The organism is Bradyrhizobium sp. UNPF46, assembly GCF_006658625.1.
In the GTDB taxonomy this organism is placed as follows: Bacteria; Pseudomonadota; Alphaproteobacteria; order Rhizobiales; family Xanthobacteraceae; genus Bradyrhizobium; species Bradyrhizobium nitroreducens.
On record NZ_LFJB01000047.1, the window covers coordinates 1 to 20,903 of the forward strand.

26 protein-coding genes are annotated in these 20,903 nt (G+C 65.7%); 15 read left to right on the forward strand and 11 right to left on the reverse strand.

Going from position 1 to position 20,903, the window contains the following annotated elements; translation table 11 throughout:
- Positions 1 to 225 precede the first annotated feature (225 nt).
- From minC to UNPF46_RS19645, 4 genes are all read left to right on the forward strand, one after another.
- On the forward strand, positions 226 to 924 hold the full coding sequence (minC, locus tag UNPF46_RS19630; protein ID WP_100175710.1) for a septum site-determining protein MinC: 699 nt from the start codon (positions 226 to 228) through the stop codon (positions 922 to 924).
- Positions 925 to 943: 19 nt separating this feature from the next.
- Complete coding sequence (minD, locus tag UNPF46_RS19635) at positions 944 to 1,759, forward strand: septum site-determining protein MinD (protein ID WP_142251097.1); 816 nt, start codon at positions 944 to 946, stop codon at positions 1,757 to 1,759.
- Positions 1,756 to 2,037: a cell division topological specificity factor MinE gene (gene minE / locus UNPF46_RS19640; protein WP_100175708.1), complete on the forward strand. Its 282-nt coding sequence runs from the start codon at positions 1,756 to 1,758 to the stop codon at positions 2,035 to 2,037. The genes minD and minE overlap by 4 nt, the downstream gene beginning before the upstream one ends.
- A gap of 209 nt (positions 2,038 to 2,246) precedes the next feature.
- Positions 2,247 to 2,432, forward strand: coding sequence for a hypothetical protein (locus tag UNPF46_RS19645; protein ID WP_142251098.1), 186 nt, complete (start codon positions 2,247 to 2,249; stop codon positions 2,430 to 2,432).
- A gap of 4 nt (positions 2,433 to 2,436) precedes the next feature.
- Here UNPF46_RS19645 and UNPF46_RS19650 read toward each other — a convergent pair whose 3' ends face one another.
- The 3 genes from UNPF46_RS19650 to UNPF46_RS19660 form a co-directional block, all read right to left on the reverse strand.
- Positions 2,437 to 4,548 carry a PAS domain-containing protein gene (locus UNPF46_RS19650; RefSeq protein WP_142251099.1) on the reverse strand — a complete coding sequence of 704 codons (2,112 nt, stop codon included), beginning with the start codon at positions 4,546 to 4,548 and terminating at the stop codon, positions 2,437 to 2,439.
- Positions 4,549 to 4,681: 133 nt separating this feature from the next.
- Positions 4,682 to 4,936 carry a hypothetical protein gene (locus UNPF46_RS19655; RefSeq protein ID WP_142251100.1) on the reverse strand — a complete coding sequence of 85 codons (255 nt, stop codon included), beginning with the start codon at positions 4,934 to 4,936 and terminating at the stop codon, positions 4,682 to 4,684.
- Between the two features lie 109 nt (positions 4,937 to 5,045).
- Complete coding sequence (locus tag UNPF46_RS19660) at positions 5,046 to 5,435, reverse strand: hypothetical protein (protein ID WP_100175704.1); 390 nt, start codon at positions 5,433 to 5,435, stop codon at positions 5,046 to 5,048.
- Positions 5,436 to 5,567: 132 nt separating this feature from the next.
- Here UNPF46_RS19660 and UNPF46_RS19665 point away from each other — a divergent pair, with 132 nt between their 5' ends.
- Positions 5,568 to 6,353 carry an SDR family NAD(P)-dependent oxidoreductase gene (locus UNPF46_RS19665; protein ID WP_142251101.1) on the forward strand — a complete coding sequence of 262 codons (786 nt, stop codon included), beginning with the start codon at positions 5,568 to 5,570 and terminating at the stop codon, positions 6,351 to 6,353.
- Here the strand turns inward: UNPF46_RS19665 and UNPF46_RS19670 are convergent, their stop codons facing one another.
- Complete coding sequence (locus tag UNPF46_RS19670; protein ID WP_028136727.1) at positions 6,354 to 6,584, reverse strand: DUF6894 family protein; 231 nt, start codon at positions 6,582 to 6,584, stop codon at positions 6,354 to 6,356.
- Between the two features lie 360 nt (positions 6,585 to 6,944).
- A complete protein-coding gene (locus tag UNPF46_RS19675) occupies positions 6,945 to 8,000 on the reverse strand; it encodes a hypothetical protein (protein WP_142251102.1) in 1,056 nt (351 codons plus the stop codon).
- 368 nt (positions 8,001 to 8,368) lie between these two features.
- Between UNPF46_RS19675 and UNPF46_RS19680 the strand changes: the two genes are divergently transcribed.
- From UNPF46_RS19680 to UNPF46_RS37570, 3 genes are all read left to right on the forward strand, one after another.
- Complete coding sequence (locus tag UNPF46_RS19680; protein WP_502705494.1) at positions 8,369 to 8,965, forward strand: L,D-transpeptidase; 597 nt, start codon at positions 8,369 to 8,371, stop codon at positions 8,963 to 8,965.
- Positions 8,966 to 9,075: 110 nt separating this feature from the next.
- Positions 9,076 to 10,062: a hypothetical protein gene (locus UNPF46_RS19685; RefSeq protein ID WP_142251104.1), complete on the forward strand. Its 987-nt coding sequence runs from the start codon at positions 9,076 to 9,078 to the stop codon at positions 10,060 to 10,062.
- A 17-nt stretch (positions 10,063 to 10,079) separates the two neighbouring features.
- Positions 10,080 to 10,253, forward strand: coding sequence for a hypothetical protein (locus UNPF46_RS37570; RefSeq protein WP_174718789.1), 174 nt, complete (start codon positions 10,080 to 10,082; stop codon positions 10,251 to 10,253).
- A gap of 10 nt (positions 10,254 to 10,263) precedes the next feature.
- Here UNPF46_RS37570 and UNPF46_RS19690 read toward each other — a convergent pair whose 3' ends face one another.
- Both UNPF46_RS19690 and UNPF46_RS19695 read right to left on the reverse strand, forming a co-directional pair.
- Entirely contained in the window at positions 10,264 to 10,698 is a 435-nt protein-coding gene (locus UNPF46_RS19690) for a COG4315 family predicted lipoprotein (RefSeq protein WP_142251105.1), read from the reverse strand.
- A gap of 118 nt (positions 10,699 to 10,816) precedes the next feature.
- Positions 10,817 to 11,281, reverse strand: a complete 465-nt coding sequence (locus tag UNPF46_RS19695; protein ID WP_142251106.1) for a MarR family winged helix-turn-helix transcriptional regulator — start codon at positions 11,279 to 11,281, stop codon at positions 10,817 to 10,819.
- A gap of 101 nt (positions 11,282 to 11,382) precedes the next feature.
- Between UNPF46_RS19695 and UNPF46_RS19700 the strand changes: the two genes are divergently transcribed.
- The 5 genes from UNPF46_RS19700 to UNPF46_RS19720 all read left to right on the forward strand — a co-directional run bounded on the left by UNPF46_RS19700 (position 11,383) and on the right by UNPF46_RS19720 (position 15,738).
- On the forward strand, positions 11,383 to 13,305 hold the full coding sequence (locus UNPF46_RS19700; protein WP_142251107.1) for an FAD-binding monooxygenase: 1,923 nt from the start codon (positions 11,383 to 11,385) through the stop codon (positions 13,303 to 13,305).
- 156 nt (positions 13,306 to 13,461) lie between these two features.
- Positions 13,462 to 14,484 (forward strand): SH3 domain-containing protein, encoded by a 1,023-nt coding sequence (locus UNPF46_RS19705; RefSeq protein ID WP_142251108.1) that lies wholly within the window; start codon positions 13,462 to 13,464, stop codon positions 14,482 to 14,484.
- Positions 14,485 to 14,662: 178 nt separating this feature from the next.
- Positions 14,663 to 14,941, forward strand: coding sequence for a hypothetical protein (locus UNPF46_RS19710; protein ID WP_100175697.1), 279 nt, complete (start codon positions 14,663 to 14,665; stop codon positions 14,939 to 14,941).
- 196 nt (positions 14,942 to 15,137) lie between these two features.
- Positions 15,138 to 15,344: a hypothetical protein gene (locus UNPF46_RS19715; protein WP_174718788.1), complete on the forward strand. Its 207-nt coding sequence runs from the start codon at positions 15,138 to 15,140 to the stop codon at positions 15,342 to 15,344.
- Between the two features lie 70 nt (positions 15,345 to 15,414).
- Positions 15,415 to 15,738 (forward strand): hypothetical protein, encoded by a 324-nt coding sequence (locus UNPF46_RS19720; RefSeq protein ID WP_142251154.1) that lies wholly within the window; start codon positions 15,415 to 15,417, stop codon positions 15,736 to 15,738.
- Positions 15,739 to 15,753: 15 nt separating this feature from the next.
- On the opposite strand, the gene UNPF46_RS19725 is transcribed toward UNPF46_RS19720, so the two are convergent.
- From UNPF46_RS19725 to UNPF46_RS19735, 3 genes are all read right to left on the reverse strand, one after another.
- Positions 15,754 to 16,323 carry a TetR/AcrR family transcriptional regulator gene (locus UNPF46_RS19725; protein WP_142251109.1) on the reverse strand — a complete coding sequence of 190 codons (570 nt, stop codon included), beginning with the start codon at positions 16,321 to 16,323 and terminating at the stop codon, positions 15,754 to 15,756.
- Positions 16,323 to 16,667 carry a DMT family transporter gene (locus UNPF46_RS19730; protein WP_142251110.1) on the reverse strand — a complete coding sequence of 115 codons (345 nt, stop codon included), beginning with the start codon at positions 16,665 to 16,667 and terminating at the stop codon, positions 16,323 to 16,325. The genes UNPF46_RS19725 and UNPF46_RS19730 overlap by 1 nt, the downstream gene beginning before the upstream one ends.
- A 180-nt stretch (positions 16,668 to 16,847) precedes the next feature.
- The gene (locus UNPF46_RS19735) at positions 16,848 to 17,513 is read right to left on the reverse strand and encodes an O-methyltransferase (RefSeq protein WP_142251111.1); all 666 of its coding nucleotides are present in this window, start codon (positions 17,511 to 17,513) and stop codon (positions 16,848 to 16,850) included.
- 97 nt (positions 17,514 to 17,610) lie between these two features.
- On the opposite strand from UNPF46_RS19735, the gene UNPF46_RS19740 reads away from it, so the two are divergent.
- Together UNPF46_RS19740 and pdxY are read left to right on the forward strand one after the other, a co-directional pair.
- Positions 17,611 to 18,243: a TetR/AcrR family transcriptional regulator gene (locus tag UNPF46_RS19740; protein ID WP_100175693.1), complete on the forward strand. Its 633-nt coding sequence runs from the start codon at positions 17,611 to 17,613 to the stop codon at positions 18,241 to 18,243.
- Positions 18,244 to 18,334: 91 nt separating this feature from the next.
- The gene (gene pdxY, locus UNPF46_RS19745) at positions 18,335 to 19,153 is read left to right on the forward strand and encodes a pyridoxal kinase (protein ID WP_142251112.1); all 819 of its coding nucleotides are present in this window, start codon (positions 18,335 to 18,337) and stop codon (positions 19,151 to 19,153) included.
- 5 nt (positions 19,154 to 19,158) lie between these two features.
- Here the strand turns inward: pdxY and UNPF46_RS19750 are convergent, their stop codons facing one another.
- Positions 19,159 to 20,463 (reverse strand): hypothetical protein, encoded by a 1,305-nt coding sequence (locus tag UNPF46_RS19750; RefSeq protein ID WP_142251113.1) that lies wholly within the window; start codon positions 20,461 to 20,463, stop codon positions 19,159 to 19,161.
- Between the last annotated feature and the right edge of the window lie 440 nt (positions 20,464 to 20,903).

Below are 20,903 nucleotides of genomic sequence, written 5' to 3' on the forward strand. Positions count from 1 at the left end.
GACCATCCTCAACGCTATGCTGCGCGACCGAAAAATCTATAAGGTCGCACCGTCAACATAACAGTTGCCGGCTCTGCGCAGCAGCGTTCACGCTGCAGCGCGTCCGGGACACGAGAGAGGCGCCAGCCGCCCATCCTCCCACGTAATCCCACGGAGAATTAACCGGCCGTTAACCATATCCGCCGCATCGTTAACCATTCAATAACAGGGAACGAGTCGGCCGCTATGGAGGCTGCAGTCAAACCTCAACGCCAAATGGTGCGCCTGCGCGGGCGCTCCTATGTGGCCTTCGTGTTTACGCCGACGGTTCCAGTGCAGGACTGGCTGCACGAGATCGACGCCACCATCGCGCGCTCGCCGGGCTTCTTTGCCGGGCGGCCCGTCGTGATCGATTTGTCCTCGGTCGATCTCAGCCAGTCCGGCATCGGCCATCTGCTCACCAGCCTGCAGGATCGCAACATCCGCGTGCTCGGCATCGAGGGCGTGGAGGAGGCGAGGCTGACCCCGATGATGCCCCCGCTGCTGTCGGGCGGGCGCAGCTGCGTGGTCGAGCCGAGCGCGCCGAAGAAGCCTGAATCGAAGTCCGAGACCAAGCCGACCTCGCTGCTGCTGGAAAACCCGGTGCGCTCGGGCCAGACCGTGATCTTTCCGGAAGGCGACGTCACCATCCTTGGCTCGGTCGGGTCCGGTGCGGAAGTCGTCGCCGGCGGCTCGATCCACATCTATGGCGCCTTGCGCGGCCGCGCCATGGCGGGCGTGAACGGTCACACCAGCGCGCGCATCTATTGCCAGAAGATCGAAGCCGAGTTGCTTGCGATCGACGGGTTTTACCAGACCGCCGACGATATCGATGCCGCTCTTCGCGGCCGGCCTGCCCAGGCCTGGCTGCAGGGCAACACCATGCGAATTACCGCGCTGAACTGACCAGAAGGAGATTTTTGAGATGGCCAAGGTACTGGTCGTGACGTCAGGCAAGGGGGGCGTCGGCAAGACGACGACGACCGCCGCACTGGGGGCTGCGCTGGCGCAGCGCGGCGACAAGGTCGTCGTCGTCGATTTCGACGTCGGCCTGCGCAATCTCGACCTCGTCATGGGCGCCGAGCGCCGCGTCGTGTTCGACCTCATCAACGTGGTGCAGGGCGTTGCGAAACTCCCGCAGGCGCTGATCAAGGACAAGCGGCTGGAGAACCTCTGGCTGTTGCCGGCCTCGCAGACCCGCGACAAGGACGCGCTGACCGAAGAGGGCGTCGGCAAGGTCATCGCCGATTTGCGCAGCCGCTTCGACTGGGTGATCTGCGACAGCCCGGCGGGCATCGAGCGCGGCGCCTCCATGGCGATGCGCTTCGCCGACGAGGCCGTCATCGTGACCAATCCGGAAGTGTCCTCGGTACGCGATTCCGACCGCATCATCGGCATGCTCGATTCCAAGACGGTGCGGGCCGAGAAGGGCGAACGCGTCGAGAAGCACATTCTCATCACCCGCTACGATCCCTCGCGCGCCGCGCGCGGCGAGATGCTGACCATCGAAGACATCCTCGAAATCCTCGCAACGCCGCTGCTCGGCATCATTCCCGAGAGCCAGGACGTGCTGCGCGCCTCCAATGTCGGCACGCCCGTCACGCTGTCGAACGCGGACGGCGCACCGGCGCGGGCCTATATCGACGCGGCGCGCCGGCTGTGCGGCGAGACCATCGCGATGCACGTACCGACCGAGCGCAAGGGCTTCATGGATCGTCTGCTGCGACGGAGGGCTGCATGAGCATGGGTTTGCTCCGGCTTCTCCGCGGCAACAAGGCCTCTGCACCGGTCGCACGTGAGCGGCTGCAGATCCTGCTTGCCCATGAACGCGGAATGCGTGGCCAGCCCGATCTGCTCGGTGTGCTGCGTGAGGAAATTCTCGCCGTGGTCTCCAGGCACGTCACGCTGGACCCGACCAAGGTCATCGTCCGGCTCGAGCGCGGCGACGAGGTGTCGACCCTGGAGGTCGATATCGAGGTGCCCAACGATTTCGAGCGCAAGAAAGTGGCAGTCGCGTAAGGGCGCGGCCGGCGACTCCCAGCTTTGGGGTGGGTGAGAGGGCGGTCCGCCGGGCATGGCGGGCCGCCTTCGTCGTTCCGGGGGGATCGAACTCCAGCGAGTGTCGATGTGATCGGCTCGGCCGGAACGGCGATCATGGCGAGATCGTTGTCTCGGACGCGGAGCGCCGAGCCGGGCGCCGCGGTGTCCTCATAGCGGGAGAAAAGCCCATGATGTCCGAGGTCCAGGTCCACACCGTTGCGCGGCAAATGCTCGAACAGCACGGTTTTGCTGCGATCGCGAAGGCTGCCGAGCAGGCTCAGGCCTGCGAGGGCCGCGGCGAGGCCGACGAGGCCAAGGAATGGCGCCACATCGCCGACGCCATGAAGATCATGCGCGGGCCTGCCCAGAGCTGATCTTTCAAGTCCGGCCGGTTCCATCCTTGATCATCTCGAGGACGCGGGCAGCCAGCGCCTCGACCACGAACGGCTTTGTCAGCACCTGCATACCCGGGGCGAGCTGGCCGTTGCCAATGATGGCGTTCTCCGCGTAGCCGGTGATGAACAGCACGTTCAACGCCGGCCGCGTGGTGCGGGCGGCATCCGCGAGCTGGCGGCCGTTCATGCCGCCGGGCAGGCCGACATCGGTGACGAGCAGGTCGATCCTCGCATCCGATTGCAGGATGTTCAGGCCGCTCGGCCCGTCATGCGCTTCCATGACGTTGAAGCCGATCTCCTCCAGCGCATCGGTCAGAAGCATCCGGATCGAAGGCTCGTCATCGACGATCAGGATGGTGTGGCTTGCCTCCGAGCGCACCGCATTCCTGGTGGGGGGCGGTGAAGGCTTGTCCGCCTCCTTGCCGTAATGGCGCGGCAGATAGAGGCACATGGTCGTGCCCTGGCCAACCTCGGAATAGATCCGGACCTGGCCACCGGACTGGCGGACGAAGCCGTAAACCATGGAGAGCCCGAGGCCGGTGCCCTGGCCGATCGGCTTGGTCGTGAAGAACGGATCGAAGGCGCGCGCGATCACCTCCGGCGTCATGCCGGCGCCGGTATCGGTGACGCAGAGCGAGACGTACTGCCCGGGACTTAAATCGAGTTCGGCGGCGGCGTGCTCGTCGAGCCAGCGGTTGGCAGTCTCGATCGTGAGCCGGCCGCCTTCGGGCATCGCGTCGCGGGCATTGAGGCAGAGGTTGAGCAGGGCATTCTCGAGCTGCGAGGCATCGATCAGCGTCGCCCACATTCCGCCTGATGTGACGACCTCGACGGCGATCTCCGGGCCGACTGTGCGGCGGACCAGCTCCTCCATGCCTATCACGAGGCGATTCACGTCGGTCGGCTTGGGATCGAGCGTCTGCCGCCGCGAGAAGGCCAGCAGCCGGTGCGTCAGCGCGGCAGCACGCTTGGCGGCGCCTTGCGCCGCCGTCACGTAGCGGTCGATGTCCTTGATACGGCCCTGGCCGAGGCGGATTTGCAGCAATTCCAGCGATCCAATGATGCCGGTGAGCAGATTGTTGAAGTCGTGCGCGAGGCCGCCGGTGAGCTGGCCGACCGCCTCCATCTTCTGCGACTGCCGCAGCGCTTCCTCCGCCTCGCGCAGCCGCTCCTGCTCCTTCAGACGATCTGTGACGTCATAACTGAACTGGTAGGCGCCGAGCGGCCGGCCGCTGCCGTCGCGCAGGCAATTGAAGCGCATCTCGTAGAACCGGCGGGCCCGCCCGGGCGCACCAAACTCGGCGATCTCGACGAACGCTTCTCCGGCGAGGGCCCGCGACCAGAGCGCGCGGACGGCGTCGCGATGCTCGGGTTGACCCTCAAGCAGCTCAAGCATGTTGTCACCGACCTTCGGCAAGATGCCGTAGATGCGATGAAATTCGCGCGCCGACGCACCGTTGATCGCAAGCCAGCGAAAGTCCGGATCGACGACCTGGACGAAGGCATCGGTGCCTTCGACGAGGTCGGCCATCAGCTTGCGCTCGGCCAGAGCCGCCACCACGCGCGCTTCGAGCGTCTCGTTGAGCTGCTGCAGCTCGCGTTCGGCGCGCTTGCGCGCGGTGATGTCCTGGAACAGCACGGCGACCTGCTTGCGGCTGGCGGGCTCGACGCGGAAGGCGGCGAGCTCGAGATGGCGGCCGGTCGCAATCAGCTCGCGCTCGAACCGGATCGGTCGGCCCGTCCGCAGGACATCGCTATAGAGCTCCACCCAGCCGTCGGCCTCGTCCGGAACCATCTCCCGGACCTTCTGGCCGACCACGTTGGGAATGCCGGCGTGCTGGGTGTAAGCGGGATTGGCTTCGACATGGACATAATCGCTGAGCGGTCCGTGCGGCCCGTCGAAGAACTCGATGATGCAAAAGCCTTCGTCGATCGAGTTGAACAGCGTCCGGTACCGCTCCTCGCTCTCGGCCAGCGCGGATTCCGCCCGGCGGCGCAGGGTCTGGTCGGCTGCTCCGAGCGCCTTCAGGTGGGCGTTTTCCTCCTCCAGCGCCTTCAGACGGCGTTGGAGGTCCTCAAACTCGATCGAATCCACAATCGCTCGCGGGGTTGGCACTTCCAAGGGGCCGCTCCTCGGCCCTGTCCACGGTGTGGGACGGTCATATGCACCGTGGCAAGCCACCGGCTCAACGCGGATGGAACCTGAGGGTTCCCGCAGCGCTGGCGGCTCAACGCTCGCCCTGATCGGTGTCACGTACGCCGGTCTTGTGCTGCGTCTGCGGCTGGGCGCGCTCACCCGTCTCCTTGCAAGGGAGCGGCTCCCAGGATCCGTCCGGCGCCTGTTGATAGGCACTGCACGATGAGGACGAGGCCGACGATTTGTCCTCGTCCTTCTGGGCACCGGTGTTCTTCGCCTGTGCCGGGGTGGCCAGCGCTGCGCTGGCGGCGAGCGCAGCAGTGAAAACGAGGTGGGCAATCCGCATGGGCTCCTCCTGTTCGAAGGAGCCCGCATGCTGGCGAGGAATGTGACGATTGTTGGCCCGGGGGGAGGGGTTCCGTGACGCGTGCTTAATGCCGCGAAAGCTTGGCTCGCTAGCCGCCCTTGGCGCGGATCAGGCCGGCAAGATTGGTCTTCTGGGCCTCGCACCAGCTCGGCATGCCGAGGCGGCGCTGGTTGAGATCGGTCGCCTGGGTCGCCACCGCAACCTCGGCCATCAGATCGTCGTCCTGCTTCTCGCCCATCTTGCCGCCGGTGTGCATCCAGGCGATCGCCTTGCGCACCTTCTCGGTGGTGCCCTCGGGCAGGTGCATCTGCTCCGCCTTCTGGACCAGATCCTGGTAGACGACGTCCGTGCCCGGACATTCAACCTTGGCGGCGAAGGCCTGCAGGACCAAGGTCACATAGGTCGAGCGTGGGTGGTCCTCGGCCTGCGCGGGAGCGGCGATCAGCAACAGGCCAGCCATCAGGAAACCGTAGCGCATCCTTGGTATCTCCTCCGATTTTTGGGGGAGGCTAGCGTCCGGCGGGCGGCTCCGCAATGGTGCCAGGTGCGAATTTGTCGCTCCCCGCTGCAGTGCGCTATCGTGGGCAGCATCCCGGCCTTGGAGCGCGACATGAGCCTGTTCAGCACGCCGTTCGATCCCATCCGTGACACGGCGCTCGTGACCGGCGCGGGCAACGGCATCGGCCGTGCGATTGCGCAGGCTCTGATCGGCGAGGGCGTCCGGACCGTGTTCGCCGACGTCAGCGCCGAGCGGGTGACGGCCGCGATCGGCGCTTGTGCGAAGCCTGAACTGGCGGTGCCCTGGGTCGGAGATCTTGCCGAGCTCGAGGCATGCGAGGCGTTGCTTGCCGCAGCAAACGCATCATTGGGCGAGATCACGCACTTCGTCCACAGCGCATCGCCGCCGCGGCGCGAGGCCGATCATGCCCTCGCGGTCGATCGCAGGACCTGGCAGCAGATGCATGCCGTCAATCTCGATGCCGGCTTCCACCTGGCCCGAGAGCTCGCCAAGCGGCTGATCGCGGCCAAGCGGCCGGGCTCGTTCCTGTTTCTCACGTCGCTGCATGCTGGCACACCGCGCAACCTGCCGCATTATTCGACGGCGAAGGCGGGGATGGCGATGCTGGTGAAGGAGCTGGCCAAGACGTTCGGCCGCTCCGGCATTCGCGTCAATGCGCTGGTGCCCGGCGCGATCGCCGCAGGCGGGTTCGTCGCGGATGCTTCGCTGGCGAAACACATTCCGCTCGGGCGTCTCGGCGAGGCCAATGACCTCGCACCGATGGCGCTCACGGTGCTGTCGAACAAGCTGTCCGGTTACGTCACCGGCGCGTCCTTCGTCGTCGACGGCGGCTTGTCACTGACCAACTGGTTCGAGCCGCCGGCGCTGGACGAATAGTCAGCGGCGCCAGGCCGGCACCGGATCGAGCGGCGTGCGATAGAGCTCGTTGTGATCGCGATCGGTGACGCGCACCGCGCAACCCTTCTGCTGCAGCTCGGGCTTCACCTGCGACAGCTCGCATGCGAGTTGATCGGCGCGGTCGGAGGCAACCTCGATGTCCTCGAGAATGATTCCGCCCTGGTTCCTGAACTCTTCACCAACCACAAGATCGAAGGAGTAGTAAGGCATCCGAATTCCCCGATGTGAGGAGCTGAGCTTCCGTGGAAGTCTCAACGCATATCGGATGGTACCACTGAGTCGATATCTACAGGGTGAACAGGCCGCGCAATCTCTGTGCTTATGGCGCAGAAATGATGTGCAGGGTGTGAGCGCATTAATGTTTTATTAAATATGTCGGCACGATCATAAGGCATGGAATTGCAGCAGAACCGGGCTCCGGGAACCGGCAGCTGCAAGAGAAGGCCGCCGGCATAGATCCCGACGGCCTTTTCTCTTGAGCGGAAGATGGCCTGCGCATCGCTTTCCGTAATTGCCCGGACTCAACGCTCCACATCGACTCGGACAGCGTAGGCGAGAGCTGTTGCGCGGTTAGCGCAGCGGCATCGGCGGACGTACGACGGGTCCGTCGTCGTCGGCAACGGCTTGAGTCGTGGTGACCGGTGCGGCCGGTGGCGGCGGCATCGCGGCAGCTTGTGAAGGCGGCGGTGGAGGCGCGAGCGGTGCGGGCGAATAGGCCGGCATGTAGGTGCGCGACACGACCGGCTTCGGCTTGTGAACCGGCGGCGCCGACGCAGGCTTCGGCGGCAGCGCAGCGGCGCGTGCGCGCGGATCAATCGGCCTCGCATCGGCAGACGGTTTCGGCGCGGGCGGTTTCGCCATCTCGCGCGCCATCTGCTCCTGTCCGGCTTTCAGCTCGGCGATGTTGGCCTTGAGCTGCTCGATCTGCTGCGCCATGGCGGCGAGGTCGCGCGTCATCGATTGCACCGACTGCGCGGCATCTGACGCTGTCGCCGCAGGCGCGGCGGCCGCAACCTGAACCGGGGGCGGCGCGGCGGGGGCGGCTGCCGTTTGGTCGACGGCCGCTTGCGCCACTGGCGGAGCGGCTTGTTCCGCAGGCGGGGCGGCTTGCGCGACGGCGACCGGCGCAGTCTGCGCTGTGGAAGGCAGCAGCGACGTCAGCGACGCCAATGCGGGGGTCCATTCGGCGAGCGCCTGTCTGGCCTTGTCGCCATGCTGCTCCCAGGCGATCGTGGCGGCCGCGCTTGATCCGGCAAACAGGAACGTGACGAACGCACCGCGCAGCCACTTGCGCACGGCGGATCGCTTCTGCGGGCCACGACCCTCGTCCGCCGTGACGCGTATGGCGGTGTCGACCGAGGGCGGTGTCGCCGGCTGCGGCTCCGCAACAGGACTGAACTTGGGCTCCACAGAGATCTTGCGCTCCAGAGAGGCTCTCGGCTCCGGCGCGAATTTCGGCTCCGGTCGCGGCGCGACGTCGGGCGCCAGCGCGGGCGCGACACTGATCGGGCGCGAGGCCAGCACAATGTCGGGCGAAATCTGAATCGCGTCGTGCGGATCGTTGTCCTTGACCGTGTCCTTCACGATCTCATCGACGATTTGCTTGGGGTTCAGCGTCGCGAGCATCGCAGCTCCTCTGAGGCCCAGGCGCTCGAAGCCCGGGTGTTAAGTCCTGGTCGTCCGCATTGGCGCGAGCCGATCTGTTGCAGTGAGCCCATCCAAACGGATGAGCCCGGCCCAATGACGCACGAGTCCAGCCGGGTTTGACCAAAGCAAGGCGAGGGGATGGAGATGATGCGACGCTCTTCCGCCGTTTGTGGTGATGGAACCTCGGTTGCCGAACACGCGCAATTGTTCCGCTCTGCCTTGTTTTCAGCACGATTTGGGCAGCATCTCGCGGTGCTGGGGGCGCTGCTATCCGCTATCGGGGGCCGGCGGTGCCAAGATCTTTCATCGCTCTATTTGTTGTTGCCTTGCTGCCGCTGGGCGGCTGCATGCAGACCACGCTTTCGCCGTCGACCGACGCGAGCATGACGCCGCGCGACAAGCAGTTGCTCGCGCATACGCCCTATGCGCAGGCGAACGTGCCCGAGGAATATCTCCGTCACATCGTCGATTACCAGCGCAAGGAGCAGCCGGGTACCATCCTCGTCGATACCGACGCCCGCTACCTCTATTACGTGCTGCCTGACGGCAAGGCGATCCGCTACGGCGTTGCGGTCGGCGAGGAGGCCATGGCGTTCTCCGGCGTCGCGCGGGTCGGCCGCCTGGCAGAATGGCCGGATTGGGTGCCGACGGCAGATATCCAGGCGCGGCTCGGCCCGTATCCGGCGCGCGTTCCCGGCGGCCCGGCCAATCCGCTCGGCGCGCGCGGCATCTATCTCTATGTCGGCAACAAGGACACGCTCTACCGCATCCACGGCACCAATCAGCCCGAATATATCGGGCAGGCGATCTCGTCCGGCTGCATCCGGATGCGCAATGAGGACGTGATCGATCTCTATGACCGGGTGAAGCTGAATTCGATGGTCGTGGTGCTTCCGCCCGGACAGAGCGCGCGGGCCGAGGCGGGTGGAAGCTGGCGTGGATAAGGTGGGGCGCGCATGCCGTCCAGCGTCCTGTTCTGCGACAATTTTAGCCATTGTTTTGCGCCGTCCCTAACGTCTCGCGCCTAGCGTGCAGCGAGCAAGGGGTTGCTCGCATGTATCTCGTGAAGAATTCGCCGCGCGCGCTGTTCGCCGCGCTGATTCCGCTGGCCATCGTCGAAGCCGTGCTGCTGGTCTTCGCTCTCGCGGGAGGACAGCTGACCGATCCTGTCGGCGTGCCAGCGCCCGATCAGATTCTGGTGATGTATGCCGGCCGCATGGCGATGAACGCGGCCTTCCTGTTCGCCGGACATATCGTGCTGCGGCAGTGGACTGTCTCGAGCCGGCTCGCCTACGGCCTGATGGGCGGCGTCATGGCGGCATTGAGCTATGGCATCGCGATCCGCAACCACATTCAGCTAGCGGCGCCCGGCGACGGCACGGTGATGACCATTGGTCTGCTGCCGGCCATCGCGGGAATGATCGGTGGCTTCCTCTACGGTCAGTTCGCCGGGCTCAGTCCGGTTGCGCGCGCAGCCGGTGAGGTGTCCGCTGCCGACGCATCGGGGAAGCCCCCGCCGCTGGCGTTCAATGGGCCGGTCCGCGTCCGCACGTCGTTCGCGGGCATCGTCATCGCCGCGCTGATACCGACGGTGCTTGCAACTCTGCTGCCCTACACGTTGGTGCCGCTGCTCATGAACGGCTTTGGGGACAAGAGCACCGCACATATCTTCGCGGCGGTGATCCCGGCGCAGACCTTCATGGTCATGATGGTGATCTCTGTCATTCCTTCGAGCATCTTCATGCTCTGCGTTCACCACCTCGCGCGAGCTTCGAGCCGTCGCGATGCGTGGGAATATGCGGCGATCGGCGGCGTGGCGGCATTCGGCTGTGTGCTGTTGCTCGCGTTTGCGGTGCCGCTGCTGGCCTTTCTCGTGGTGCCGGCGGCATTCTGCGGAGCTGTCATGGGCGCGATCTATCGCCGCTTCGCCGGCCTCGAGCCGATGCCGCTACCGGAGGCCGTGATCGCGACCGATCCGAACACGCTGGTCGATGCCGATCATCCGTCGCGCCACCAGCATGGCGTCATTCTCAGCAATTGATCGCCGGGGACAAGGAAATGAAAGAGATTGCGGCGCTCGGCGCGGGATTGGCGATCGCGGCCGTGGCGGCGCTCTGGTTCGCGACCGGTCCTGTGGTGGTGAATGCCGAGATCAAGCCGCTTCAGCCGAGCGCGGATATGCCGGTCTTCAGGCCCGTTCCGACCGCACTGGCCGGGCACGACAACCGGTGACGACTTCGCCCTAGTTTTCAGGCCGGGCGACGCGCCATTGCAGTGTCGTCGCAGTGCCGTTGGCATCGCCCGGCGCCTTGTCCGCGGGCGAGGTGTAGAGCGGGCGATAGCGGTACGCCCACATCCTGCTGCCGTCGTTACGGCTGATCACGGTGAAGTCGCCGACGGCCTTGGCGTCGGCCGTCGCGGCGAGCGGTACCCAGCTCTCGGTGCACTTGCCGTTGCAGTTCGACGTCTTTCCGGTGGTATCGCGCTCGTAAGTATAGAGCGTCATGCCCTTGAGATCGACGAGCTTGGGGCCCTGCTTGGTGATGACCACCTTTGCCGGCGCGGTCGTCGCCTCGGGTTTCGGCGGAGGAGGGGCATCGCCGCCGCCATGGCCGTTGGCAAGTGCAGGCGCGGTCGAAAGCGCGATGGCCGCGGCCGCGATGAGACACCTGAACATCCGAACCCCCGAACTGCAAAGTTAATCGCGCGTTAAGCGCAGAATGTTGCCGACCGTAGCAGGCGAAGGTTAGTTCCTGGTTTCGCGGGCCTGCGACAATTACGTACAAAGTGCCGGATCATGCCTGAATATCGCGCAGCGGCGCCCGGCTCAGATCGTTGCCGGCGGCGATCGCCTTGCGCAGCAGCCGCATCAACTCCTCGCCCTCCTTCGCGCTGAGGCCGCGCAGCATGATGCGCTGGGCCGATTCCACGGCCGGCGTGATCTTGCGCAGCGTGCGCCGGCCCTCGTCGGTGATCACGAGCTCACGGGCGCGGCGGTCGCGGCTGGAGGCGCGGCGCTCGGCAAGCCCCTTCTGCACGAGGCGATCGATCACGCCCGTGATGGTGGTGCGGTCATAGGCGATCAATCCCGCAAGCGTCACTTGGTCGAGCCCCGGATTGGCCTTGATGGTCGCGAGCGCGGCGTATTGCACCGGCGTCAGGTCGAAGCCGGCCTCTTCGACCTCGGCGAGGAACACCGCGACCGCGATCTGCTGGAAGCGGCGCGCCAGATGCCCGGGCATGTCGTTGTTGTCTTTCACCGAATTCTCCGTTGCGACAAGGACGGCGCGGATCGTTGACAAGTATACTGATCATCAGCATACTGATCAATATCGAAGAAGACGTTGCCGGGAGAGGTGTCATGCAATTTCATCTGAATGGATTTCAGCCGGGCGATCCGGAGATTGCCGATCCTGCCGAGCGCGTTCAGGTCTCGGGTGCGCAAGGCGCCGTGCCGCGTGAGGTGGATGTCCTCATCGTCGGCTGCGGACCTGCAGGCCTCACGCTCGCGGCGCAATTGGCGCAATTTCCCGATATCAAGACCTGCATCGTCGAGCAGAAGCCGGACCGCCTGCTGGTCGGGCAGGCCGACGGCATCGCCTGCCGCACCATGGAGATGTTCCACGCCTACGGTTTCAGCGAACGGGTGTTGAAGGAGGCCTATTGGGTCAACGAGACGACGTTCTGGAAGCCGGACGAGCGGCGGCCCGAGACGATCATCCGCAGCGGACGGGTGCAGGACGTCGAGGACGGGCTGTCGGAATTCCCGCATGTCATCCTCAACCAGGCGCGCATCCATGACGGCTTTCTCGACGTCATGCGCAAATCGCCGGCCAAGCTCGAGCCCCATTACAGCCGCCGCTTGCTTGACCTTCAGGTCGATCCGGCCGCGGGTCCCGCCGACCACGCCGTGACCGTCCGCCTCGAACGCGTCGACGCCGCGAACGAGGGCAAGGTCGAGACGGTCAAGGCGCGCTACGTGGTGGGCTGTGACGGCGCCCGCAGCACGGTGCGCAAGTCGATCGGCCGCGAGCTGCACGGCGATTCCGCCAACCACGCCTGGGGCGTCATGGACGTGCTGGCCGTGACCGATTTTCCGGACATCCGCTTCAAGTCGTTGATCCAGTCGGCGAAGGACGGCAGCCTGCTGATCATTCCCAGGGAAGGCGGCTACATGGTCCGCATCTATGTCGAGCTCGCCAAGCTCGACATCGGCGAGCGCGTCGCCAATCGCAACATCAGCGCCGACGACGTGATTGCGAAAGCGCAGCGGATCCTGAAGCCGCATACGCTGGAGGTGAAGGAGATCGCCTGGTGGTCGGTCTACGAGATCGGCCAGCGCCTGACCGACAAGTTCGACGACGTGCCGGACGCGGAGATCGCAACGCGCCTGCCGCGAATCTTCATCGCCGGCGATGCCTGCCACACCCACAGCCCGAAGGCGGGGCAGGGCATGAACGTCTCGATGCAGGACGCCTTCAATCTCGGCTGGAAGCTCGCCGGCGTGCTCCGCAAGCAGTGCGCCCCAACCCTGCTGCATTCCTATTCGGCCGAGCGCCAAGCCGTCGCGAAGGAGCTGATCGATTTCGACCGCGAATGGGCCGGCATTCTCGCCTCCGCCGCCAAGGCGGGCGGCGCCGATGCCGCCAGGACGCAGGACTATTTCGTCCGGCACGGCCGCTACACCGCGGGCACCGCGACGCACTACACGCCATCGATCCTCACCGGCGCAGGCTCGCACCAGCATCTCGCGGAGGGCTTCATCATCGGCAAGCGCTTCCACTCGGCGCCCGTGATCCGGCTTGCGGACGCAAAGCCGGTGCATCTCGGTCATGCCGCGCAGGCTGACGGACGTTTTCGGATCTACGCGTTTTCTCCCGCCGAGAATCCCGCAGCATCGGACTCGGCTATTCGTCGCTTGTGCAATTTTCTTGCGGAGTCCCCGGAATCTCCGATCCGGCGCTATACGTCCGGAAACTCCGATGTCGACAGCGTGATCGATCTGCGCGCGGTGTTTCAGCAGGATCATCGCGAGCTTGCGCTCGAGGCAATGCCGCCCATGTTGCTCCCGAGCAAGGGCCGTTACGGCTTGTACGATTACGAGAAGATGTTCTGCCCCGACCTCAAGAGCGGTCACGACGTTTTCGCCATGCGCGGCATCGACCGGCGGTCAGGCTGCATGGTCGTGGTGCGGCCCGACCAATATGTCGCAAGCGTGCTGCCGCTCGATGACGTTGCCGGGCTTGCATCCTACTTCGATGCGTTCATGTTGCGGGTCAAATGACGGTCCGGCAGCGCCGCTTACGCGCTACGCCGATGAACAGCGGATGAATATTGAACTGCACGCGGTGTGCGGTTCAGTCTTTTGACGGATGAGCCCCTTCTGTGCGGAACGCCCGTTCCGCTGGCGCGTTCCGACTCGCATGAGGAGGAACACGTCATGAAATTCAAGAGCGTTATGATTGCCGCATTGCTGCTCGCTCCAACAGCGGCGATGGCCGCGCCGGGCATCGTCACCGTCTCGACCGGCCTGCGCGCCGGGCCGGGGCCGGGTTTTCCACTCGTCGACCGAGTCCCCGAGGGCGCTCGCGTCAACATCCATGGCTGCCTGCGTGGCAATGCCTGGTGCGACGTCAGCTTCTCGGACGATCGCGGCTGGGTGTCGTCGCAATATCTCGAATATCTCTATCGCAATCACTACGTCTATCTGCCCGACTACGTCGACGAGATCGACGTGCCCGTCGTTCCGTTCGTGCTGACATCGTACTGGTCGAGCTACTACGCGGGCCGGCCGTGGTACCACCGCCACGCCTACTGGAATAGCTACTGGACCTCGCACCAGCGCGTCGCGACGCGGATGATGATCGACCCGCGTGCGGCCCGCATCGGACGCGCGGCAACGCGCGATGCGGCGGTCGCTCTGGAACGGGAAGGCGTGCGGGGCAAGGGCGCCGCCGCGATCTCCGGACGTAACGCTGCGAACTCACGGCCCGATGCGGCGATCGGCAAGCGCGACGCGGCGATCGCAAAGCGCGACGCCGGGATCGCGACGCGCGACGCGGCGAAACGCGATGCTGCGGTGGCCGTCGACCGGACCCGCGCCGGACGGAGCGAGCGTATCGCGCATCAGCGGAGCAATGTGCAGACGCGCAATCCGCGCGATGCCCAGGCACGCATGATGCACGAACGGCAAGCGAGCCCCGCCGCGGCGCATGCCCAGCCGATGGCGCGTGCGCATGAAGCACCGCGTGTGTCCGCCGCACCTGCCGCGCGGCCCGCGATGCCGCATGTCGCGCAGCCGAATGTGAGTCGGGGTTCGCCGATGAATGCCCATGCGCAGATGCCGGCGCCGCATGCGGCGGCACCTGCAATGCCGCACTCCGGCGGCGGTGGCGCCCCCCATATCAATGCGGCGCCGCGCGGTGGCGGTGCACCGGCCGGCGGCCCCGGGCAAAAGCACTGAAGCCATCAAGAGCCGCAGCGTCGTTCGAAAGGCCCGGCCCCTCGCGCCGGGCTTTTCTCCGTCATGAGGATGTCGAGAAAATTTAACTCAGTTCTTCGCGGGCAGATTTCATCGATCGTAACATGTCTACCCAAAGCTGTAAGCATCCACTCGGGGCAGCGGGGCACGGGAGGATGATATGAGACAGAGCCAGGCGGAGACGCGCCGCCACAATGTCGCGAAGCGTTCGATGACGAAGGAGGCCAAGCAGCTGGCCAGCCTGATTGCCGGATTGCGCGAATCCCTCGACGGGATCCTCAAGGAACGGACGAGTGCCAAGCTCACCGGCGCCGAGATGGGTCTGCTCGATGAGCGCCGCAACAACCTGCTGCTCACCATCGCAGCCCTCGACGACCGCCTCTCGGCAGTGCAGGGGCTGATTGATCTCGGCCGCCCCCACGTCATCCGCGTGCATTAGCGGATCCCGGACGTGAGATGATCGGTTCCGTCGCCGATGTGACGGGCCGGGTCCCGGCGGCCGATCCTGCGGCCGTTGGAGTCGCGCTTCCGTGGGCACGCCGATGCCGGCCGCGAGCGCCATGCTTTGCGGTTGGCACCAAATTGCCACGCTCCCGGCGAATTGCCGCCAAAGCCCGCTGCCACGAGAAGGCCGGGTGCAGGGCGACGCAAGGGGATGCGAATTGGCCTACAAGATGGTCGCAGAACGCGACAACGAAAAGTATAGTTTCGCCCGCGAGAGCCGGCTGCTCATCGTGGCGAAGGCGAAGGTGTGGGCGAGCGAAGGGTGGCGGGTCGTCATCACCGACCAGGACGGCAAGGCCTACGCGCCGCCCGAGTTCGATCAACTGTTGGCGGCGTGACCGACAGGCGGGCGGGGGACGACGTTTGACACCGCTGTGTAGATTGGGGCGCGACCGGATCGTGCCCCTGATCGGTCTTGCGGCCGCCGGCGTTTTGACGGCGACGGTTGCAGCCGCTCAGAATCTCGACGCCGGCAAGTCGCCTGCGAAGCTCTTCGCCGACGGCTGCACGACCTGCCATCGCAGTCCGCGGGGCCTCGCCAAGGGGCGCTTCAGCCTGACGCTGTCCTGGTTTCTGAAGGACCATTACGCGACCAGCTCGGACTCGGCCAAGGTACTCGCCGCCTATCTGGAGTCGGTCGACGAGCCGTCGCCGAGTGCCCTAGCCAAGCCTGCCAAGAAACCCGCGCGATCCGCACCACCGCGTCCGCCCAAGCCGGCGCAGAGCCAGTAGGCCGCCCGGCTCCTGCTAACCGCGCCGATAGGTCTGCGCGAGTAGCCGCGCGTGCACGGCCCGCAGCTCGGCGCTCATGCGCGTCTGTCCCGTCGTGACATAGGAGAGCCAGGCGCCGTCGGCGGCCAGACGCACGGTCTGCAGATCCGGCGCGCCGTCGGTCGCGCGATGACGCTTCAGGCGCGCCTTGATCCAGTCGTTCCAGAGCTTGCGCAGCGGCGGATCGGTGACGACGACCATGCTCAACGCCGCCCATGGGGTCGCGAAACCAAACGCCTTGCCGGTGAACACGGCATTCACATAGGCCCGCGTGAAGCTGCCGCGTGGCTTCGGATCGGCTTCGACGGCGGCGTCAATCTCCGCATCGACGCGGGCGAGGAGATCGGCAAACAGGCCTTCGATCAGTGCTTGCTTGCTGCCAAAATGGTGAAACAGCCCGCCCTTGGTGACACCGGCCGCCTCGGCGACCGCCTGCACCGTGACGCCGGAGACGCCGTGGTCCATCGCGATCGCCGCGGCGTGGTCGAGCAGCGCGCGCCGGACCTGCTCGGGCTGCTTGGCGCGGGTGTAGCGGCTTTCCGGCATCAATGCGCCGTGGTCTGCGAGAACAGGTTGATGATCACGACCCCTGATACGATCAGGGCGATGCCGACGAAGGCCGCTCCGTCTAGCATCTGGCGGAACAGCACGAAGGAGACGGTGGCGGTCAGGATGATGCCGACCCCGCCCCAGATCGCATAGGCGATGCTCAAGGGGATGACGCGGATCGCGACCGACAGCGCGTAGAACGAGGCGACATAGAACAGCACCATGGCCAGCGTCGGCCAGGGCCGCGTGAACTGCGCGGATTGCTGCAGGAAGGCCGATGCGGTGACCTCGAGAATGATGGCGAGGGCGAGCGCTGCATAGGCATTGAAGGTTGGCGTCATGGTCAGCTCGGGACAAGAGAAAGATACCGCGCGGTAGGTATGTTTAACACGCCGCTCTTGGCTTCGGCCCGCGCCAGGTATCACATGTGAGTGACGGGCCTGCGACATGGGTGAAAAGCGGAACGAAGCCGCCGCGTGATCGCGCGGCGGCTCCAGCTGGTCGTGGTGGTTCGATCCCTGTCAGTTGACCCGTACGGAGAGCTCGACGTCTTCGGCGAACGGCGTCGACATGTAGCCGCTTCCGGCCTTGCGTACGCGCGCCAGATAGTCCGGGCTGTCATCGGCATTGTCGGCGACGATGATCGCGCCAGTCCCGAGATGGCCTTCGAGCAGATCGAGGATCTCCGGGTAGAGCGCCTTGGCGCCGTCGAGCAGCACGAGGTCAATCGTATCGGGCAGATCGGCGCTGAGCGTCTTCAGCGCGTCGCCTTCACGGATTTCGACGAGATCGATCAGGCCGCCGGCGATCAGGTTCTTTCGCGCCCGAGCCGCCTTGGACGGCTCGAACTCGCTGGTGATGAGGTGGCCGCCGCCATTGTCGCGCAAGCCCGCGGCAAGGTGGAGCGTCGAGATGCCGAACGATGTGCCGAACTCGACGATCGTCCGGGCGCGGGAGCTGCGCGTCAGCATGTAGAGCAGCGTTCCCGTCTCGCGCGAGACCGCGAGCGGGACGTCCTTCAGGCGTCCGTACAGGTCATGGTAATCGGTCTTGCTCCGCATCATCCGCGCCCGGTCTGCATCGGACAAATCGGCGACGGCGGCTCGCATTGCGCCATTTGCTGCCTCGGCCTCGTCGAAGAGGCGATCCAGCAGCGGCGCAAGCGATGTGATGGTCGAGGTGGTCATTCGATATCTCCGGAAGGTGGAAGGGAACGTGTGCTTGCGTGCCGACGGAAATACGACTAATTCGTCGCATTTCCTATTCGCATTGCCGGAGAGCGCGATGGCCGAGCGTCGAAGCCGTTCAATTTCCTCGCGAAAACAGCCGCAACAGGTTCGCTCCAGCGAGCTCGTGGCGGCCATTCTCGATGCCGCTGTTCAGGTTCTGGCGAGGGAAGGCGCGCAGCGTTTCACCACGGCGCGGGTGGCGGAGCGGGCCGGGGTGAGCGTCGGGTCGCTCTATCAGTATTTTCCCAACAAGGCCGCGATCCTGTTCCGTCTCCAGAGCGACGAGTGGCGACGCACCAGCGAGCTGTTGCGCGATATCCTCGCGGATCGGAGCAAGCCGCCGCTGGTGCGGCTGCGCGCGCTGGTCCATGCCTTCATCCGCTCCGAGTGCGAGGAGGCCGCAATCCGCGTTGCGCTGAGCGATGCCGCGCCGCTCTATCGCGACGCCCCCGAGGCGCAGGCCGCGCGGGCCGCCGGTGAGGACATCATCGCGGCGTTCATGCGGGAAGCGCTGCCCAAAGCGCCGAATGCGACGCGCGTGCTAGCCGGCGAGCTGATCAAGACGACGCTGAGCGAGATCGGCAAGCGGTTTTCGGAAGCACCGCGCAGCGAGGCCGAGATCGCGCGTCACGCCGGCGGCCTGGCCGACATGTTCTGTGCCTATCTCGGAGAGTTGGCGCGACGCTGAGGTGCAGGCGCTGCATGACTCCGGCCTGGAAGTGCCGCGCTATGATCGCTGCGCTTGCGTCGCGGCGCGATTGTCCTTACGGACCTCTTTCATGCTCGTCATCTCCATTCAAAGCCAGGTGATCCACGGCCATGTCGGCAACAGCGCGGCCGCCTATGCCATCCAGGCGGAGGGCGTGAACGTTGCGGCAGTGCCGACGACGCTGCTCTCCAATCATCCACGGTATCCGAGCCTGCGCGGGCGGGTGCTGGAGACCGAGCTCGTCGCCGATCTTCTGACGGGTGTGGAGGAGCGCGGCCTCGTCGACGAGGCGGCCGTGCTCGTGACCGGCTATCTCGGTTCGCCCGGAAATGCCGCCGTGATCGCCGATTTCGTCGAGCGGGCGCTCACGCGGAATGCGAAGCTCGTCTATCTCTGCGATCCCGTGATCGGTGATGACGGCCGCGTTTACGTCGCAGACGGCATTTTGGACGTGGTCCGGCACCGGCTGCTGCCGGCAGCAAACCTGACGACGCCCAACCAGTTCGAGCTCGAGCTGCTCTCGGGCCTCACGATCGCTGACGTCCAAGGCCTGCGCGCGGCGTGTGCGGCGCTGGCGGCGACCGGCCGCATCGATGTCGTCGCCACCGGCTGCACGCTCACCGACACGGCGGCAGGGCAGGTGGAGACGATCCTGTGCGCAGACGGGCAGTTGTCGCGCTTTGCGACGCCGCGCCTGCCGATCCGCCCCTACGGCACCGGCGATCTCCTCACCGGCCTGATTGCGGCCCATCTGGCCAAGGGTGAGGCGACCGAGGCTGCAGTGCGGCTTGCGGTCGAGACGATCTTTGCGGTGCTGGTGCGCACGCAGGAGGCCGGCACGGCCGAGATGCGGCTGGTGCCGTTGCCGATCCCGGCGCGTAAGGCGTAACGGCGTCAGGTCGCGCGCTTGCCGGCCGATTGAGCCGATTTCTGCGGCTTCGCGGGACCCTTCTGCTCGCGTGCGGCCTGGGCCTTTGGCGACTTTGCATGGGCCGCGGCGCGCACCACCTTCTTGGACTTCACGCTGGCGACTTGCTTGCCGTCGCCGGTGCCCCGCCGCGAGATGTACTCGGGGCCGTCGACCGGGCCGACATGCGGCGGATCGCGGCCGAGATAGGGCCGGCCGATGCCGTACGCCTTGCCATTGGCATCGACCCACTTCCACAGGATTTCGGTCGAGACCCAGCGTTGTGCGCGGTTATTCCCCTGGGTGCTGACGATATCGGCCGCCATGCCGTGGCCATAGCCGCCGCGCATGCTGCCGCCATGATAGGAACGGTCGGAGGCGGCCTTCAGGCCGCTCGCGATCGACTGGCGATAATCGTCGCGGAATGCGCTGGTAATGCCGGGCGAGAGACCGGCGGCTTCGGCGGCGAGCAGCGTGCGGAAAAGCTTTTGCTTGAAGCTCTTGTCCATGCCGCCGATGACGTAGTCCATCATCGACATACCGGCGTGCTCGGCCGCCTTCGGATCCTTCCAGCCAAAATCCTCATCGACCAGCTTGGTGAAGCTGCGCATCACCGTGACCGTCTTGCCCTTGCGCTTGACGGTGACGGCGCGGCGCTCCTGAACCTTGATCGAGTCTTCCTTTGCGGTGCGCTGATAGAGCGCCCAGAGATAGCGGTCGATGCAGGCATCCATGACGAAGCATTCGTCGAGCACGGCGACGGTGTCGGCTGGCGGGGATGCCTTGCTCACAGGCGTGACGGGGCCGCTTGCGATCGCCGCGGCGGACAGCGCGTCCGTCGACACGATCTCGGTGGGATCGGCGGATGCCAGCTTGACGGGCTCCGCGGCCGCGGCGGGAGCAGCCTCACTCACGACGGGCTCCGGTTCAGGCGATATCTGCGGTGCGGGCGGTGCTTCCACCGGCAGGATCAGCGCCGGATCGGCCGAGGCGAGCTTGACGGCGGGAGCTGGCGTCTCGGGCGCGGCTTCAGCGATCGTCGGGGCCGGTGCTGCGGCGACGGCAGCAGCAATGTCGGCGGTCAAGGCGATGCCGTCCTCGATCGTCGCAGCGCGCGGCACGTCGGCGAGGTCGAGCCGGCCGAGATCCTTGGCGCGCGAGATCGCAGCCGCATTGGCACCGCTGTTCTCGATGAGGGCTGGAGCATAAGCGGAGAGGGAAAGCGCCAGCCAGCCGGCGAGCACGGCCGACGGGCAAGTGACCGCTACCAGAAGAGACCGCCGATCGTTCATGATCCCTGCCTCCAAACGTTTCTGTCCGAACCCGTCTTGTCCGGACAGTGATGATGCAAAGTCTGACGCAAACAGTCTTGCACGGAAAGGCACGCAGCGCGTCGATTGTTCGGAGGACCGTGTGGCAGTGCAATGGCGCAAATCCGTGAAAACAGGCTTTTCGGAGGGGTGTTGCCGAGGTGCAACGCCGGTTCCATGAGGGTGTCTCACCGCCGCGTCACGCGCAATCTTGTTGCGGCGGGCGCGCTTGGTCGGCCATGACGCAGGCCTCGCTTTGCCCCTTGGACGCCTTCGAGCCCACCGAACCCCTGAGGCACTATCTTGCGGGCCGCCGCGATTCGCCCAAGGCCTTGGACGCATTAAACATATCGCCATGCACTACGCGCGTTGTTGCAATGCAACAAGGCATTTCGCAATGCAACAAATCAGGCCTAAATATG